Below are 16,638 nucleotides of genomic sequence, written 5' to 3'. Positions count from 1 at the left end.
GTAAATTACGTTGACAATCTTGAAATCATACAGCGCTACTTTTGGGTGCATTAGGCTCAGCGACGTATGTTTCGGCTAGGACTCATCGGCTATGGCGGTTTTGGCCGCTTTCTCCATCATGCTTGGCAGCAGATGACCGACGTGGCGCTGGTAGCGATTGCGGACCCAGCGCTGCCCAAGTTGCCAGCGGGCATTCAGGGCTACACGGACTGGCAGGCTTTGCTGACCCATGCAGACGTAGAAGGGGTTGCCATCGCTGCCCCACCTCATCTGCATGCTGCTATTGCTTGTGCAGCTATGGAGGCTGGCAAGCACGTATTGATCGAAAAACCTCCAGCGCTTACCCTCGAAGAGGTTCGCTGGCTTCAAGAAACCCAAGCGCGCACCGGTCGGGTGGCCATGGTGGATTTTGTGCTTCGCTATACGCCGCTGGTAGCGCTGGTGCACACCTGGTGCCGCGAAGGTACGTTTGGCCGGCTCCGTCGCGTAGTGGTCGAAAACTACGCTCAGGATGCTACCTTGCCGCCAACGCACTGGTTCTGGGATCCCAGCCAATCGGGTGGCATTCTGGTTGAGCATGGTATCCATTTCATCGACTTGGTACAGGGCTGCACATCGGCCGCACTGGTTAAGGTACAAGGGGCTGGGGTATGGCGCACACCTAGGCAAATGGACCGCATGCTGGCTACGGTTGTCTATGCCGATGGTTTGGTGGCCACGCACTATCATGCGTTTGCCGGGCCTGGGTTTTTCGAGCACACTTCGCTTCGCTTTGTCTTTGACCTGGCGCGCCTAGAGCTTACGGGTTGGATCCCGCGCAGCGGACATCTGGTTGCCTTGGCTACCGAATCCGTTGCCCAGCAGCTCCAGACCCTACCCTTTTTTAGGACCCTACGGCAACTGCCGGTAGAAGCCGTGCCAGACGAGTCCCGCCCTGAAGGCTGGGGTCTAACCAGCACCTCTACCGACCCGCATGTTTGCCGCTTCGGGGAGCACGCCTACAGCGTAGACCTGCTCCTCGAAGGCACGCTTGCGCTTTCGGCTTCCAAAGCCGAAATCTATCAAGAGGCCCTTCGGGCTGTTTTGCAGGACTTTGTGCAGGCCATACGTCACCCAGACCACCAGCCGCGCGTTATGCTGCGCGAAGGGCTGGTCAGTTTGCAGGTAGCGCTTGAGGCCTCAAGGCAAGCCGGACTGCCCGTAGGCTATAATGGAGCATAAAGTTGCCGCTTATCGATCCGATCAAACCACTCCACGAGTGGATAAACGGTGGGCGCAGCCAGCAGACGATAGCCAAAGCCCAAGAGCCGTACCAGTACCATATTCATCGGAATGACGCGCGTTGCCTCGAGGGCCTCCAGGTCGATCGTCACCCTGTAAGTTTCAGCAAGGCGTGCTACGTAAGCGTTCACGGCTTCGCGTGCTGCCTCCTGAAAAGCAGCTTCTGGATCTTTGGGTTGTTTCCGATCGAGCAGCCGGTAAAGGCGCCACTGTTGCTCCTCAGCAAACGGGCCTAGCACAGATCCGGGCGCAGCTACAGCAGCCAGCTCACCGGCCAATCCTAGCGTAGGGGCCAAGCGGTAGTCCAGCGTGTCGACAGAAGCGCCTGTGCAGCTTCCCGGCGTTTGCTCCCACTGCCGACGCAGCACGCTAGCCTCTGCTTCTGAGGCTAACGTTGCGCGACATAATTTGACGAGCCACAAGCGACCTTGCCAAGCCTGGCGCAGCGAATCGGCCAGCACACGTTGCATGCCACGGGCCAGATAAGCCGTGCGCCAAAGCTGCAGGTCCTGTTGCAACTCAAACCGGTATTCAAGCCCCCGCGCCCGAGCTTCCTCAAGCAAAAACTCTTCGGTAATCAGCTCCCAGAGCTTTTGACGCAGGCGATAAGGCACTGCTTCCACTGCCTGCACGGCAAAGTCTTGAGAAGCTAAGCGGTCAAGCACGTAGTCGAGGGATCGCTGAAACGTGGCTGCCTCAATCAAAGGCTGCTCCAGCGCATCGGATAGCGTGAAGCGCACCCCTTCCCAGTCCGCTGAAGCCAATCTAAGCGGCACACCTGATGGCTGTTGTCTTTGCTGAAGGGCGAGCTGCGTCTGGATGGCCTCAGCGAGCTGGTAAAACAGGCTGTCGCGCACACGCGCGGCTTTGCCCTGACCAAAGCGCGCCATAAACGTTTGGAAACGTGCCCGCTCGCGCCGCTGGCGCAGTATGCGTCCGGCTTCGTAGCGGACTTGCTCCCAGGTGTCGGGAGTGACCAGCACGGGCGTATTTTGGTCTCGAAGCTGCACTACGTAATAGAGGCTGTCGATACGTACAGGCGGACCGGTTTCGCCTGGGGCTTTAAGTGCAACGTAGAGGAGGTTTTCAAAGGCTTCGGCCAGCTCGCCCCATCGGGCTGTTTTGTACTGTCCAGCTTGGCCTTGCAGCTGCGCAAGCGAATCCCAAGTGCCCACTGGGTCGTGGGACCGCTGCACGATCTGATAGAGGTGGACCGCTTGCAGCGAATCAGGCAGCGTCAGGTAGGCGAAAGTCACCGGACGCAAGCGGCACCGCGCTACCGAGTCGATTTCGGCCTCTGTAAGCTGGACTGGTGCTTGTACCTCTTGGCGATAGAGCGCGTCGAGCAGCAGCATGCGCTCGATTTCTTGCAGGATCGGCTTGAGCGGTCGCTCCTGGTCAAGTCCACGCCGAGCCCCCTCTTGCGCCAGGAGTTCCTCGGCAATGAGGGCCAGCAGAAAGGCATGCTTGGGCACGATGCTCGTGCCGCTACGCTCTTTGCCGATCCACACGGCATGCTCATAACGCTCCAGGAAGCGCGCCCGATCGATGACGGTTTTACCCACACGAGCTAGCGGGGTGCGCAAATCCTGTTGGGACTGCGCTTGCGCAGTTGCGGCGGGCAGCGTAGCCAATAAGCCTAGGGCAAGCAGCAGCGCGTTCATCTGGATGCCTGTTCTAGTGCACGCACCAAGGGTTCCAGAGGTACCGAAGCTCCAAAAATTCGGCTATCGGCACCGGCATAGGGAATCACTACTTGGCCGTTCCATAAGTAGGCAGCACAGGTAAAAAGCACGTTGTCTACGCCCAATTCGGGGTCGCCTTGCCGCTCGCCTTCAGCGGCTGGACGCATGAGCGGCTCGATGCGTCCCACCACTGGCGAGGCTGTTTGCGCGAAGTCCAGCAGTGCGGCTGCCAGGTTGTACTCTCGGGCACCCTCATGGGTGTAGTGGCCTTGATGGTAGATCATCAAGAATCGCCGATGATCTAGCGCAATTGGAGGGCCACCGGCGCCAATCCAGGATTGGGCAAATTCTCTATAAGTATAGCTAGGAAGAAGCATGCCTCGGCTTTTCCAAGGGCCAGTGACCTCTTGCGCCTCAGCCCAATGGATCGTCATGGCGTCTGGCCCGGCCATAGGCCGGTGTAACAGCAGCCAGCGACCGTCGACGGGTTCTGGGAAGAGCGCTGCATTTTTATTGTCTACTTGGTTTAGCTCACCTGGAATTGGGCCATGTAGCTTCCAGTCCAGAAAATCCTGGGTCGAGGCCAGGCAGATTTGAATCCGACGCGGCGCCTTAGGGTCTCCGAGGACTTCTGTGGCATAGCCCGTGTAGAATATGTAATAGGTATCGCCCACGCGGGTGCATCGGGGATCTTCGACCCCCAGGTTATGGAAGTCAGCCGTGGCATCGACTACAGGAAACGGAAAGCGATACACGAGCTCCAGGGTGGGCGTAAGCAGGGCCAGTCCTAGGCGCGATGGAGCATGATGGCGCATGGGGTCATACGCTCCTTGAGCCCGGTACACTAAGGCCACAACGCCTCCGGCCTGCGCAATCTGCCGACGCGCCGCCCTTGGAAGCTTCCAGCGCTCTGCGAGCCGATGCCACTCGTCAGCTTCTGTGATCAAGGCCGCAGCCGGATTAAACACGACACGCGACTCCCAGGCATGCTGCGCAATGGGCTCAAGCACCGGTCGCCCACCGTGCAACCGCACGGGCACTACGGGAGGAGGTGTAGTAATCGTACGCATAGTCTTTGCGATGAGCGCTTGGGCTACGAAGAAACCTCTGCGGGACAGGTGCGCAGGTAGGTAAGCACGTCTGAGAGCGAGGCCCGCGCCAGGCCGACTGTCCGATCTGCTGCCCCATAGTACACATACAGCATATCGTTGATCACGACAGCGCCTTCCGGAAAAACCACGTTCGGCACATCGCCTTCCCGTTCAAAAGGGAGTTCAGGGGCCAACACAGGTTCTGGCGTGCGGGCAATGACGCGCTTGGGATCCTCTAGGTCTAGCAATGCCATACCCATGCGGTATACGTACTGCATATCGACGCCGTGGTAGAGCAGCAACCAGCCCTCAGGGGTTTCGATCGGTGTTGGGCCAGCTCCGATTTTTTTGGCTTCCCAAGGAAACTCAGGCCGAAGGATCACGTGCTCGTCGAGCGTGCGCAGGTGGCGTTCCCAAAGCGCGGCTGGGGGATGAAAAAGCTGCTCTAGGTCCTCGAAGTAGATCAGCTGGATGGAAGGCGCGATGCGGTGCAACATCGCAATGCGTCCGCGAATGCGTTTGGGAAAAATCACGGCATCCTTATCGGTCATTTCAGGGCCGACGATGCCATGTTTGGTTACGGTACGAAAATCCGGACTCGAGGCTAGCCCAATGCGTACGCACCCCGGCGTAGCAAAAGCTGGAGCACCCAAGGCGGTGTACGTGATCAGGTAGAGATCGTCGATGCGGCTAATGCGGGGGTCTTCGACGCCAAAGCGGTCGTAGGGCGCGTCTGGATGGATAAACGGCTCCGGTCGTACGGTAAAGTGCACCCCATCGCTACTATGGGCATAGCCGATGTACGACACATACGGCTCAAATCCCCAGGCTGGCTCGCCAGGCCGGGTTTGCTCCAAAGGCACACGCCGGTAGCCTGCCGGCACGCCCCGAAAGAGCAGGTGTACTTGCGCGCCGTCGTACCAAGCGCCTGGATTAAAGACCGCGCCCGAAGCCCAGGACACCTCTGGCATCGGGCTGAGAATCGGTTCGGGATGGCGTTGAAACAAGGCTACTACGGAACTAGTGTACGACATACGTTTCTGGGTTTTAGGCACTAGGGGTTTGCAACTTTTGGGGTTACTGTTTGGAGAAAACGCTCCAGCTCTTTCCCTTCTAGAATCTGGAGCCGCTCTTCGGTCAAGTTGAGCACCACGGCCACGGTATGGGCCGAGTCGGCAGTAAAAACGCGGTAGGCGTAACGGATCCCATTATGCAGAGTTTCAACAGGGGGTGCAGCGCGCGCCTTAAGCCAACGGCGGGCTGCAGCGTGCTGCTGCACTTCAAGTAAGGTGTAGAGCGCTTCAATGGTCGACTCTGCGCCGGCATTGTAGTTGATGGTTTCTGGGCCTTGAATGCCGTCGTATCCGCGACCGGTAGCGGGATCATACATGGGCAGGCCCGCATCGTTGTTGCCTGTAAGCCAGCTTGCAGCCAGCCCAGCCATCGTCGCATAGCGCACCTCGCCTGTTCGTTCGTAGAGCCGGATGAGACCAACGCTTACTGTGCGCACGGCATAAGCAATTTGCTCGTAGCGCCCAAGGCGGGTTGAGTCGTCGAGGGACATTTCTTTCAGCCAGCCGTAGACGAGCAGTCGTGGATAAAAGTGTTCGGCCTCACGGATGGCCGAATCGAGGTATCCGGCCTCGGCCAGCGCCTGCGTTTGCGCATTCCCCCAGCCGTGCCACAGGTCGATCCAGGAGGCATGCGCTGCATAAGGATGGCGACGCATGGAGCCGTACTGCATCAGGGCTATGCCTTCGGCAAGCTGGCGGATGATGCGGCCTAGCGTTGTATCGGGATTAGCCTTCTGGAGTCGTACCAGTCCGAGTAAGAGTTCACTCGAGGCATCGGCGCCGTAGTGGTAAACCAGCCATTCAGGCACGCTGCGGCCGCTTACGCGCCGCGTGCGCGGGTAGTGCACCAACCAAGTACGCTCTAGCGGCACCAGGGCCTGGCGCGCAGCACGCGCAGCTTGCGCAGCCAACTTTGGATTGCCCTGTCGCAGCACGTCGGCCGCCATGCCCAGCGCCCATACTGCCCGCGCGGCCCACCAACCAAACGGCTCAGCCCGACTATTGGGGTGTGTGGCGTTGATATCAAGCCGGTTGGAGTAGACAAAGTTGTAGAACAACCCATCAGGTCGTTGCATGTAGAGCACAAAGCGCAGGAGCTTTTCGGCTGTGCTTCGCGCAGCTTCGTCGCCGGTCAGCTCATACAAGCGCAGGTAGAGCACGGCTGCACGCGCGGCATCGTCCACGCAAGCCGCTCCTTCATCGGGGTCATCCACCCAATCATAGTCGGGGGCTTCAGCATAGATGTGCACGATGCGCAGCACCGAGTCGCCCCGGACCACATCCTCGCTCAAATGCTCCAGGTGGGCCAGATTGATCGAAAAGGTTGTTGGCTCTGGGCGGTTGCGCAGCTCGGTTAAGCAGCCCGTTAGCAGCACCAGCACCAGAGCGCTATGTAGGGTACGGTGCATTAGCCTTTGAGCCCTCCTGTGGCAAAGCTTTGGATGAAGTAGCGTTGGAAAAACAGGTAGGCCAACACAATAGGCAGCGCTAGCAGGAAAGCTGCTGCCAGTTGGGGTCCGAGCTGCCCTTCGGCACCGCCACCTACAGCAAATAGCGCCACCATCTGGGGCATCGTCATCCACTGCAGCTCACGCACGACCAAAATCGGCCAGAGCACCTCATTCCAGCTAGCCATAAACGTCAGGAGCCCTACCGTAACCAATGCCGGTATGGACAGCGGCCAGATGATGGTAAACAGGATGCGTAGCTCGCCACAACCGTCTATCCGTGCAGCATCAAGCAGGTCTTGTGGAATGGTGAGGAAGCTCTGCCGTAAGATCAACACCCCCGTCGCGTTCGCCATAAACGGCACGATCAGGCCCAACAAGGAGTCGGTCCACCCCAGCCGAACTACAAGCGTATAGAGGGGAATGAGCAGCAGCAGAAACGGCACCATCAGTGTAAAAAGCAAGAGGGTAAAAACGGCTTCGCGTCCACGCCAGTGCAGTTTAGCTAGTGCATAAGCAGCCATTGAGTTGAGCACCAAGGCTGAGGCTGTCACGGTAACAGCCACGACCACGCTATTCAGCAAGGCTCTGCCAATTGGAATGCGTTCAAAAACCAGGCGGTAGTGGTCTAGCGTCCACCGGGAGGGCCACAGCGTCAGCTCGGGAATCTCAGGCTCCGGCGTAAACGTGGCGATTGCCATCCAGACGAACGGATAGGCAAACACGAGCAGGCCAGCCAGAAGCAGTATGTAGAGGCCCAGTTGACGCATGGCTCAGCTCCAAGTGTCGGCTTCTACCAAACGCCGCTGCAGCAGCACCACGACCAGAATGATCAGGGCAAAACAAAAACCCAGCGCTGCGGCATAACCCATATGGTTGAAGTAAAAGGCCTGGTTGTAGATGTACAGCACGGCCGATAACGTCGCGTTTAGCGGTCCGCCCCCGGTCAAGAGGTAGGGTTCAATAAAGAGCGAAAAACCACCAATGGTCGAAAGCACTACCACCGTCACTATGGCTGGATTGAGCATCGGCAGCGTGACATGCCACCATCGTTGCCAGGCGTTAGCCCCGTCGAGCTCGGCTGCTTCGTAGAGGTGTTTTGGAATGTGCTGCAACCCCACCAAAAACAGCACGATGTAGAGCCCTACGTTTTTCCATGTAGCCATCAGGGCAATCGAAGGCATAGCCAAAGCCGGCGATACTAGCCAAGGCACAGGCTCGCCGCCCAGAGCCCGCAGCATGCGGTTGATTAGCCCTGTATCAAAAGCAAACAATTGCTGAAACAGAATCGTGATCACCACGCCCGAGACCACCACCGGCATAAAATAGGCGGCACGGAAAAAGCCCCGGCCTTTAAGCGGACGGTTGAGCAACTCGGCAAAAAACAAGGCTACAACGATCTGCAACGGAATGTGTAGTGTCAAAAACAGTCCCGTATTGAGCAGCGCTCGAAAAAACAACTCGTCGCGGAGCAAGCGCGCAAAGTTCTTCAGTCCTACGAATTCCATTGGGGTAATGATATCCCAGCGGTGGAAAATGAGCACAAAGGAAAACAAGAGGGGATAGCCAAAAAACACGACCAAATGCAGCAGGTACGGTGCCACAAGCAAATAGCCCCCCAAGCTGCTGCGTTTGCGTAGGCGCAAGCGTTCAGGAAAAAAAGCAGCTATGTCCTTCGGTTTACGCATTCCAGTCCAGAATCATTTGCATGCGGCGTAGAGCTCGGCGGGTTGCTTCGGAAGGGGTGCGCACGCGGTAGACAGCAGCGGCCTCAAATTCTTGCGCAATGGCATCCAGCAGCTCCTTCAGGTCCGGCACGCTATCGACGCTGCGTGTGTAGGCGGCCTGTGCAGCAAAGTGCGCCAGCAGCGGGTATTTCGCAAATACGGGAGCAAAGTAGGGGTCTTCCAGCAGTCCCTGGCGTACGGGAATCTGGCGGGTTGCTTCGAGCAAGCGGCGGTCAGCCTCCCGAGAGACCAGAAAGCGTACAAAACGCCAAGCGGCTTCGGGATGCCGTGTGGTCGCAAAAATCGCGATGTTCTTGTAGTCTCCGTAGGTGTAGACCGGGCCTTCGTGGTCATCAGGCACGGGGATAGGGGCTACCTCATAGCGCAACGCTGGGGGAGCATTTTTTTCCAGCCAGACAAGGTGCCAAGGGCCAGTAAAGTCGGTAGCCAGTTGCCCGCGGATGAAAGGCCCGCCTCCCCCTTGAAGCGACGTTTTGGGAAAAGCGCCCATGGCATAAAGCTGGGCAAAAAACGCAAACACTTGATTGGAAGCGACCGTGTCTAGGGCCAACTGACCTTGGCGATCAAACAGCGTGCGCCCGCCTGAGGCAGCGATGTAGAACGCATAGTAATCGAAGTAGCGTTGCCACCAGATGGGCCGGATATCGCGGTAGCCCATCCAGCGGTCTATTAAGCCGTCGCCGTTGGTATCGGCTGCAATCCGCCGGGCTGCTTCGAGGTACTCGCTGTAGGTGCGCGGAGGTCGCTGCAGTCCTACCTCCTCGAATAACCCTGCGTTGTAGAGCATCATGATCGGGTTGGTTTTCCAAGGAAGCTGGTAGACGTGGCCATCAGGCGCCCGAAACACCTCGTGGAGCGTGGGAGGAATGCGGCTGTTCCAGAGAGAATCAAACCCGGCAAAGCGATCCAGCGGTAGCAAAGCCCCGGCTTTGACAAAATCGCGCACAATGCCAGGCCAAATGTTGGAACACACATCAGGTGTCGTGCCGGCAACTACGGCGGCCAGCAGCACCTCTTCGCTCGACTGTCCGGCTGGAATAGGCTGCACGACAACCTGCACCTCGGGGTGCAGTGCGTTCCACTCGGACACCAACGTTCGGGCCAGAGCGACTTCGTCAGGGTTTGGGGCAGTCCAGTAAACCAGCCGTACCGTCCCGGCCTCTGGCGTCGGCAAGGGAAGCGTGCGGTGACAGCCCAGCAGCATCAGGGCACTCAACAGCAGCACGTGCCATTTTGGGTGATGTGCACTGGTGTTACCACGCATGGGGGTTAGAACGTAATGCCCAGACCTACAATGTGTATGCTGCCCAGCCGCCCACCGTCTCGATACGCGTATTCCAGCTTTGCTAGACCGCCTGCGTAGGGCAGCACCTGGTGCACGGCCAAGCCGGCCGACAGTCCGCCCTCGGCATCGGGGAGAAATAGCGCGTGGTAGCCTCCGCGCAGAAAGACGCGCTGTTGAAAGCTGTATTCCATGCCTAGATTTATGCTTTCGTAGTTTGCTGCGGGGTGCAACGCATCGGCCGTAAAGAGCACCTGGTGCATGCGCGTTTGAAGCGGCCGCAGCGCTATGCCAAACTGAAAGTTGAGCGGCAGGCTCCAGCTGTCCGTTTCATAATTTGCTGGAATACGGTTGTTATTGCCCTCGCGGGTAGGATCGGGGTCCACAAACGTGCGCAGGTTGCGGCCGCTAAGGCGCATGTCGGTGCCAAAGTTGTAAATCGCTGCACCCAACGTCAGCCCGCCGAAAAAGTCGGTTCGGAACTGCACGCCTAAGTCTACGGCAAAGCCAACGGCTGAGCTGTGCCAGATGCGCTGTTGGATGAATTTCCCCGTAGCCCCGATGGCAAAGCGATCGGTAATGGCGCGACCGTAGGAAAGCCCTATAGCCAGATCGGCGGCGTCGAACCGCTCTCCAGTGCCTTCAGGTCGATCTTCTGTCCGCACGAGCATCTCGGGCACCGAGAGCATGGTGACCGAAACACCTAGCGTGCCCAAGGGGCCTAGCTGCAGCGCTGCGCCCAGGTAGTCGAAGCTCACGTCGGCGAGCCAGCGGCTGTGCACAGCCATTGCCTCGCCACCTTCGATGTGGGCCAGGCCCGCTGGATTCCAGTAAAGTGCCGAGGCGTCGTCTGCAGCAGCTACAAAGGACCCGCCTAAAGCCATAGCCCGAGCGCCTACGCCAATCTGGAGAAAGTCGGCAGCTACGGTGCCCGCCTTCGAGACCGTCTGTGCCCTGACCGGCAGGCTCAGCACCATGACTGTTCCGGCCAGTGCCATCCATCGCATCAGGTGTCCGCGTCGCATAGCTTTAGCTACTTGATGACGGCAAAGCGTCCTACGTACTCGCCTACACCTGGCGCTTCAACGTGGAAAATGTAGACGCCATAGGCGAGCTGCATGCCGTCTTTGGTGGTCAAATCCCAGGCAAGTTGGCCGTTTTCGATACCGCCATAGTGCTCCAGCGTCTGCACATGCTGCCCAGAAAGCGTATAGATGCGGATAGTGCATACTGGCGGCAGGTTCATGAAGTAAATGCGCCGCTCGCCACGCCCAATGCGGTAAACACTGGCGGGCTCAAACGTGCTTGTAGCGACATAGGGGTTAGGAACCACGTAAATGTCGCGCAACCCCTGCCGGGCCTTAGCGGCATCAAAAGCCGGTGGCTGAATCGCAAACCGAATGTGGTCGCCTGTCTGGAACGGCTTGTGCGTGCGAAAACGGAAGCTGGTCCCAGAACGGGGTGGGCGATCGGGCTTATCGGGATCAGCTACGGGATCAGGAGGCAAAAAGCGAATAGCCCAAGAGGCCCGCCAGCGGCTACCTTGCAGCTGCGGCTCGCTGTCGGGCGTCTCGCCCATGACCAAAATGATCAGATCGCCATGATCGTATCGGCCGTTTTGCAATGCTGGCCGGTCTTCGACGATGATAAAGGGCTGTCGCTTGCCCGTCGTTAGGTTTTTAATGTAAAAGGGCGTAGGAATTTGGCGCATGCCTAGTGCAAGGCGCAGCGAGGTATCGGCGAAGCTTTCGGTAAAGTGCACTTCAAAATCTGCGGGAAGCGGCACGTAGCGCGCTGTGCCTACGACAGAGCTGGTCGAAGCTGGCTGCACGATTCCCGCATAAGTGGTCTGCTCATCGGTAAACACAATTGAACTGCCATCGATGCTGACGCCTTCAGGAACCGTAAGCGTTAGCACCCAGCCACCTTCGAGCACCGCCAGTTCGTTGAGTCCCACATGCAGCGTTCCTTCCTGCAACACAGCACCATCCTCAAGGCGCTGCACGTGGTAGACAGCCTCTGGCTGGTTTTGCCACAGGGCTGGGTTTTCGAACGTTATTTCATAGGTAGCTGGGCTTTGAATGGCTTCCGGTGCTACCAGCTGAAGTTCAACCGCTCCGGTACCCACGGTCTGTCGTTCGAATGACGCTATTTCAGGCGGCACGTAGCCAGCGGCAGGCGCACGAGGCGTAACCACAGCTGTATTCAGATCCAGGGCAACAACCTGCCCAGCGAGGTCGGTTTTGATGGTGGCTGTCGTCAGGCTAGGAGCAATGCCGCGCACAAAACCTTCCGGATCGAGCACCACGTTACCGTTTTCATCACGGGCTACGTAGCCTCGATCGTAAGCAACTACGGCGTAGTAGTACGTTTGGCCATTTTGCACGTCACGATCGATGTACACGTGGCGCAGGCCGGTATCGTTACCTAGGTCGAAGTGCACCCCATTGACTGCTACTGGATGCAACCCGCGGATACCATTTTTTAAATCAAACTGCGCGATTGGCTTGCGAAAAGTTGGGGTGCCATAAGCATCCGTGATCAGGAAGTTTTCATTGAAGTTAGGCTCACTAGAGCGGTAGATCAGGTATCCTTCGAAGTCGTTTTCTCGCAGGAAAGGATCAAACGACCGCTCTGCCACGTCATCCCAAATGAGTGTTACCTGTCCATCACCGGGGATAGCAGTTAGGCGCGGCTTGTCTGGCGGACGGGCAAACTGGTAGTTGGCATTGTAGATTTGCTGTACAGTCTCCTTTTTTCGGGCCAGCGAGGAATTATCAATATTGCGCGGACTGGCAAAATCCCGCTCTGCAAAAAGCAGCGCCATGGAGAAGCGTTCGGTCTGGCCTGGCTGTAGGGGGAAAGGTCCGGAAGAGAAAAACATGCCTAGGTTGCGCCCCCCTTCAAGCAGGATGTCTTCCAGCGGAGGCAGTGCCTGCGAAAAGACGCGGTAGTTTTCTTCGTCGTCGATCAGCTCGTAGCGGTGCACGTCGAAGATGGCAAAGCCCGTCAAGCCGATCTGATCTGACTCGTCTTTATCCGTAGCATCAAAGTTGCGTTCGCCGGGGGTGGGGCGCCCATCAGCTTCTCCACGGTCGGGGCCCGTATAGCCTGGATCGCCCGGGCAGACGCCGTCTTCGCCACAATCGTCATTCACTGGTTCACCCGGATCCCAAATGCCATTGCCGTTTAGATCGGTAAAGCCAACCCAGTTGAGGTTCTCATCGCCCGTCCACCAGCGGCCAGCGCGGTAAGCCGGGCGCAGCTCTAGGGGTCCATAAAAACGTTCAAAACGCTGCAAGTCGTAGTGCTGCGCTACATAGGCCCGGATAGCTTCTTGGCCTTCGATGAGTTGTCCTGGACCGCTGTCACGGCGCTCGTCGGTAATGCCGTCTTCATCGTTGTCAATGCCGTCGGTATGGTTGCCAGGTGACTCCAAGAAAGCATAGCCGGCCACGCCGACGGGTCCCCAGCGACCTGGAGTACCAATCCCATCAAAATCCCAGGCAAAAGCCAGGTCTAAGCGTGTGTTATAGGCCCCTTCGTCATCGCCAGAGTCGTCTGTGCCGCCTACGCCCCAGTCGATATATTGGGCATAGAAGATGTCTGGATAAAAAACATCGCACTCATTGGTGATTTCGTAGTGCCAAAAGATGACATCCTGGGCCAGCACGTGCGTCCACTGAAAGCCGCGTGTAGCCACTTCCAAGCCGAGCCCGCCGCGGGTGGTGTCTCCGCGACAGGGAAAGAAGCGATGGGGCGGCTGTGTCCACTCGAAGTCGTACGCATCATCAAAGACGAAATACGTTTCCAGGTCGGCATTTTGGATACCTCGGCCGAAGTAGCCATTCCAGTAGCCGGCCCATTCGATAGGTCGATCAGGCCAAGATGCAGGCCAGGTGCTCGGATCGTCGCTGCGGGCAGGGGAGGCTTGGCGTGGATTGGCGTAGCCTGGCAGCGGTGCCCATCCCCAGGGGACCTTAGTTACCGGGTCGCGGTCGATGAATTCCCGGTAGTTTGTGCTCATAGGATAAATCGTGCGCCCTTGGCTATCCTGCGTGCGGGCCGATACGATCAGGGCCACGCCGTCGACGTAAGATCGACCTGTGCCTTTAGGCCACTCGCCGGAGGGTTGGTCGGGCCAGCGGGCCACCTCGCCATGGTTGGCATAGAGCGTGCGCACGCGGTTGCCATCCATAATGCCCCATTGCGTCAGTCTCGGGTCGCCTTTGTTTGGGTCAGGCGTGCGCTGTCCATAAGCCGACGCGACCAGCAACAATCCAATCCATCCAAGCTTGCCTGCACGTACCTGCATTGCGCTAAAACGTTACGTTCATGCCCAGATTGACCAGCCGGGGCGCCGAGTAGAAGTCGGGCCGGCGTAAAAATTCTTCCTTGGTGTTCAATCCCTGCGGCTCACCGGAGTAGTAGCGCAAGTTGGGAAAAGCTCGTCCGGTATCGGTGTAGACCTGGATTTCATTGCGGTTGTCGAACACGTTGTAGATGCGGGCAAAGAGCTGCAACCCAACGGGTCCAAGCTGCCACAGCCGACTGGCGTACAGGTCAAACTGCACAAAACCAGGTCGCCGCGCGGAGTTCTCTACACCGATGCGCTCGTCGGCAATCGAGGGTGTATAGGGCAGGCCTGAGCCTAAGCGACCGACCAGCGTCACTGTCCAGCGCCGCACATCCCCTACACTCAAGCTGGTATTCAGTTGGTGGCGCCGGTCCCAGTCGAGCGGCACCAGTTGTTTTTCGGGCTCAATCCCGGCCTGCTCATCAATAAGCACAGCGCGCGGGTCACTCGCATTACCCCGCGCAATTTGGAACGTGTAGTCCACCGAAAGGCCAAAGCCGCCCGCCATGCGCCGTTCTAAGGAGACCAAAAAGCCTTTGACCTGCCCATAGTCGCGGTTTACGTAGCGGCCGTACTTTTCAAGCTGAAACGGTTCGTCAAAGCCTGGCGCAATAACTTCGAGACGTGTACCCAGCAGGTTGCGGATGTCCTTGTAGTAGAGGACCACATTTAAGCCGAGTACATCCGAAAAGGCCTGTTGCAGACCAATTTCATAAGCCGTAGTCTGCTCTGGCTCTAGGCCAGCATACCCGAAAGCGCGGCTTAGCCCACGTTCTGGATCGTAGATGTAGTCGGCATTTGTGTACAGGTAGTCAAACGCTGGCATCTGGAAGAAGTGGCCGTAAGCCAAACGCACCGCGCCATTTTCGCTTAGCGGGAACGACAAACCTAAACGTGGAGAAAGTTGCCAGCGAGCTGGTGCCGGCCGTCGCGGCGAAGTGCGTGGTCGGCTAAAATCTTCAAGTACTTCCCCCTTTGGATCGAAATAGTCAAAACGCAGACCGATATTTACAATGAGATAGTCGAACTCCATCTTGTCCTGCAGGTAAGCGCTCAGCTCGACAGGTCGGCGGTGGTAGTAGACATGATCGGGCGTGTGCACGGGCGGAATAGCAGGTTGAAAGCCGGTGGAGGGGTTGCGCTTGACGGAAAAATCGCGTACGGTTAGCGTATGTTGCTTCAGCTCAAGGCCGGTTTTCACCTGATGCCGCCGCGTTATTTGGCTTGTTAGGTCTAGGCGCGCTGTGAAGGTTTCAGTTTTGCGTTGGAAGTGCTGCATTATCGCGCCTCCGCGATAAAAAGCAAAGTTACCCCCTAGCAGGCGTAAGGCATCATCGCGGGGATAGCGAGGGTCCAAGGGGTCTTCGTAAACGTAGCTGCGCACCTCGTTGGTAAAGTAGGCCCCTTTGAGCTCCGCAAACGTACTGGCCGTAAACACCTGGGTGTAAGTAGCCAAAAAAGAACGAGAATCCCCATAGACGGTGGGGATGCCATTCGGGTTGTAACGGAACAAATGGTTGTAGTTTTGGCCCTGGTCTTGTTGCCAAAGCCCACTAAGCGTCAGCTTTTGCTGGCCAAACAGGCGAGCCGTGAGCTTAGCCTGAAAGGTGCGCTGTTCGCTCCAGTTCATCGAAACCAGTGCTGAGTCGCCCAAGGCTGGGACAAACACCTGCCGGCCGTTAACGGTCACGTACTGGGCACGGGGATCGCTTTGATCGACTGGTAGCACGATGCGACGGCCATAGAGATAGCCGTCGTTGCGCACGTAGCGTCCGGAAGCAAAAAACGTTAGCCCAGAAAAGCCGGGAAGCAGTGGGCCGCTCAGGTCACCCTGCACCGACCGCGCATGCATCGGAGAAAATCTGCCCAAGCCCATAAACAAGTCGCTATCCCGGCTTAGATAGTCACCCATATAGGCTCCTATCGAGCCTTGATAGCGCACGCTGCCTTCCCGCGTGACAATGTTCACCACGCCCGATTGGGCACTGCCGTACTCGGCATTGAAGGTGCCCGTAATCACTTCGATCTCCTGGATGGCGTTGTTTTCTACCTGGAAGGCAAACGAGCGGTCGTAGACATCGTTGATCTGGATACCATCCACCAGGTAGGCTACTTCGCCGATGCGTCCCCCGCGAAAGTGTCCTTCCACAACGCCAGCTTGCAGGTTAACCACGTCGGTAAAGGTTTCGACAGGCAATACGGCCAGCTCTTCGCGCGATACGGCAGCGGCCGTAGCCGTCAGGTCGCGCTGGACCAGTGGACGCGTTGCCGTAATGACTACTTCTTGCCCTACGAGCGCTTCTTCTTGCAGCGTAAAGTTGACCTCCGTCGTTAGGTTAATTTGCACGCGCACGTCTTGCACCACCTGCGTAGCAAAGCCAACCATCGACGCGCGCAGCGTGTAGGTGCCAGGGCGCACGTTAAGGATCACGTAGTAGCCTTCGAGGTCGGTCGAGGCTCCTTGCTGCGTTTCGACCACCAGCACATTTACGCCAGGGAGCCCTTCGCCCGTTTGGGCATCGGTTACGCGTCCAGTGATTTTACCGGTGGTCTGTGCCCAGAGTGGCAGCACGCCCACGAGTCCCCAGAGCCCGATCCAAGCAGCGCAACGCCTCATCATAACGCGTACATTCGCATAGTCTAACAAAAGGGGCTGGGAGCTGCGGCTTGCAG

11 protein-coding genes are annotated in these 16,638 nt (G+C 57.9%); 1 reads left to right on the top strand and 10 read right to left on the bottom strand.

Going from position 1 to position 16,638, the window contains the following annotated elements:
• Positions 1-66: 66 nt before the first annotated feature.
• Positions 67-1,221 carry a Gfo/Idh/MocA family protein gene (locus J8E65_RS08040; RefSeq protein WP_210375240.1) on the top strand — a complete coding sequence of 385 codons (1,155 nt, stop codon included), beginning with the start codon at positions 67-69 and terminating at the stop codon, positions 1,219-1,221.
• Here the strand turns inward: J8E65_RS08040 and J8E65_RS08035 are convergent.
• Genes J8E65_RS08035 through J8E65_RS07990 form a run of 10 tightly spaced genes read right to left on the bottom strand, consistent with a single transcriptional unit; the run spans position 1,206 to position 16,585 of the window.
• Complete coding sequence (locus J8E65_RS08035; protein ID WP_210375239.1) at positions 1,206-2,945, bottom strand: hypothetical protein; 1,740 nt, start codon at positions 2,943-2,945, stop codon at positions 1,206-1,208. The two genes, J8E65_RS08040 and J8E65_RS08035, sit on opposite strands and share 16 nt — an antisense overlap.
• On the bottom strand, positions 2,942-4,036 hold the full coding sequence (locus J8E65_RS08030) for a glycoside hydrolase family 130 protein (protein WP_210375238.1): 1,095 nt from the start codon (positions 4,034-4,036) through the stop codon (positions 2,942-2,944). Before J8E65_RS08030 ends, J8E65_RS08035 begins: the two co-directional genes overlap by 4 nt.
• Positions 4,037-4,059: 23 nt before the next feature.
• Positions 4,060-5,091: a glycoside hydrolase family 130 protein gene (locus J8E65_RS08025; RefSeq protein ID WP_210375237.1), complete on the bottom strand. Its 1,032-nt coding sequence runs from the start codon at positions 5,089-5,091 to the stop codon at positions 4,060-4,062.
• A gap of 20 nt (positions 5,092-5,111) precedes the next feature.
• Positions 5,112-6,539, bottom strand: a complete 1,428-nt coding sequence (locus J8E65_RS08020; RefSeq protein ID WP_210375236.1) for a hypothetical protein — start codon at positions 6,537-6,539, stop codon at positions 5,112-5,114.
• On the bottom strand, positions 6,539-7,348 hold the full coding sequence (locus J8E65_RS08015) for a carbohydrate ABC transporter permease (protein ID WP_210375235.1): 810 nt from the start codon (positions 7,346-7,348) through the stop codon (positions 6,539-6,541). The genes J8E65_RS08020 and J8E65_RS08015 overlap by 1 nt, the downstream gene beginning before the upstream one ends.
• Before the next feature lie 3 nt (positions 7,349-7,351).
• Positions 7,352-8,266, bottom strand: coding sequence for a carbohydrate ABC transporter permease (locus tag J8E65_RS08010; protein WP_237181782.1), 915 nt, complete (start codon positions 8,264-8,266; stop codon positions 7,352-7,354).
• Entirely contained in the window at positions 8,259-9,590 is a 1,332-nt protein-coding gene (locus J8E65_RS08005) for an extracellular solute-binding protein (RefSeq protein ID WP_210375234.1), read from the bottom strand. The genes J8E65_RS08010 and J8E65_RS08005 overlap by 8 nt, the downstream gene beginning before the upstream one ends.
• 5 nt (positions 9,591-9,595) lie before the next feature.
• Complete coding sequence (locus tag J8E65_RS08000) at positions 9,596-10,633, bottom strand: PorV/PorQ family protein (RefSeq protein WP_210375233.1); 1,038 nt, start codon at positions 10,631-10,633, stop codon at positions 9,596-9,598.
• Positions 10,634-10,641: 8 nt separating this feature from the next.
• Positions 10,642-13,923: a hypothetical protein gene (locus tag J8E65_RS07995; protein WP_237181781.1), complete on the bottom strand. Its 3,282-nt coding sequence runs from the start codon at positions 13,921-13,923 to the stop codon at positions 10,642-10,644.
• Between the two features lie 4 nt (positions 13,924-13,927).
• The gene (locus tag J8E65_RS07990; protein WP_210375232.1) at positions 13,928-16,585 is read right to left on the bottom strand and encodes a TonB-dependent receptor; all 2,658 of its coding nucleotides are present in this window, start codon (positions 16,583-16,585) and stop codon (positions 13,928-13,930) included.
• Positions 16,586-16,638 lie beyond the last annotated feature (53 nt).

Source organism: Rhodothermus bifroesti (genome assembly GCF_017908595.1).
Classification (GTDB): domain Bacteria; phylum Bacteroidota; class Rhodothermia; order Rhodothermales; family Rhodothermaceae; genus Rhodothermus; species Rhodothermus bifroesti.
This window is presented reverse-complemented; position numbering and strand designations above follow the sequence as displayed.

What these genes read in the sequence shown, in the direction of transcription:
- J8E65_RS08035 (WP_210375239.1), bottom strand. Translation starts at nt 2,945, where the DNA reads ATGAACGCGCTGCTGCTTGCCCTAGGCTTATTGGCTACGCTGCCCGCC.
- J8E65_RS08000 (WP_210375233.1), bottom strand. Translation starts at nt 10,633, where the DNA reads ATGCGACGCGGACACCTGATGCGATGGATGGCACTGGCCGGAACAGTC.
- J8E65_RS08010 (WP_237181782.1), bottom strand. Translation starts at nt 8,266, where the DNA reads ATGCGTAAACCGAAGGACATAGCTGCTTTTTTTCCTGAACGCTTGCGC.
- J8E65_RS08015 (WP_210375235.1), bottom strand. Translation starts at nt 7,348, where the DNA reads ATGCGTCAACTGGGCCTCTACATACTGCTTCTGGCTGGCCTGCTCGTG.
- J8E65_RS07995 (WP_237181781.1), bottom strand. Translation starts at nt 13,923, where the DNA reads ATGCAGGTACGTGCAGGCAAGCTTGGATGGATTGGATTGTTGCTGGTC.
- J8E65_RS07990 (WP_210375232.1), bottom strand. Translation starts at nt 16,585, where the DNA reads ATGATGAGGCGTTGCGCTGCTTGGATCGGGCTCTGGGGACTCGTGGGC.
- J8E65_RS08005 (WP_210375234.1), bottom strand. Translation starts at nt 9,590, where the DNA reads ATGCGTGGTAACACCAGTGCACATCACCCAAAATGGCACGTGCTGCTG.
- J8E65_RS08030 (WP_210375238.1), bottom strand. Translation starts at nt 4,036, where the DNA reads ATGCGTACGATTACTACACCTCCTCCCGTAGTGCCCGTGCGGTTGCAC.
- J8E65_RS08020 (WP_210375236.1), bottom strand. Translation starts at nt 6,539, where the DNA reads ATGCACCGTACCCTACATAGCGCTCTGGTGCTGGTGCTGCTAACGGGC.
- J8E65_RS08040 (WP_210375240.1), top strand. Translation starts at nt 67, where the DNA reads ATGTTTCGGCTAGGACTCATCGGCTATGGCGGTTTTGGCCGCTTTCTC.
- J8E65_RS08025 (WP_210375237.1), bottom strand. Translation starts at nt 5,091, where the DNA reads ATGTCGTACACTAGTTCCGTAGTAGCCTTGTTTCAACGCCATCCCGAA.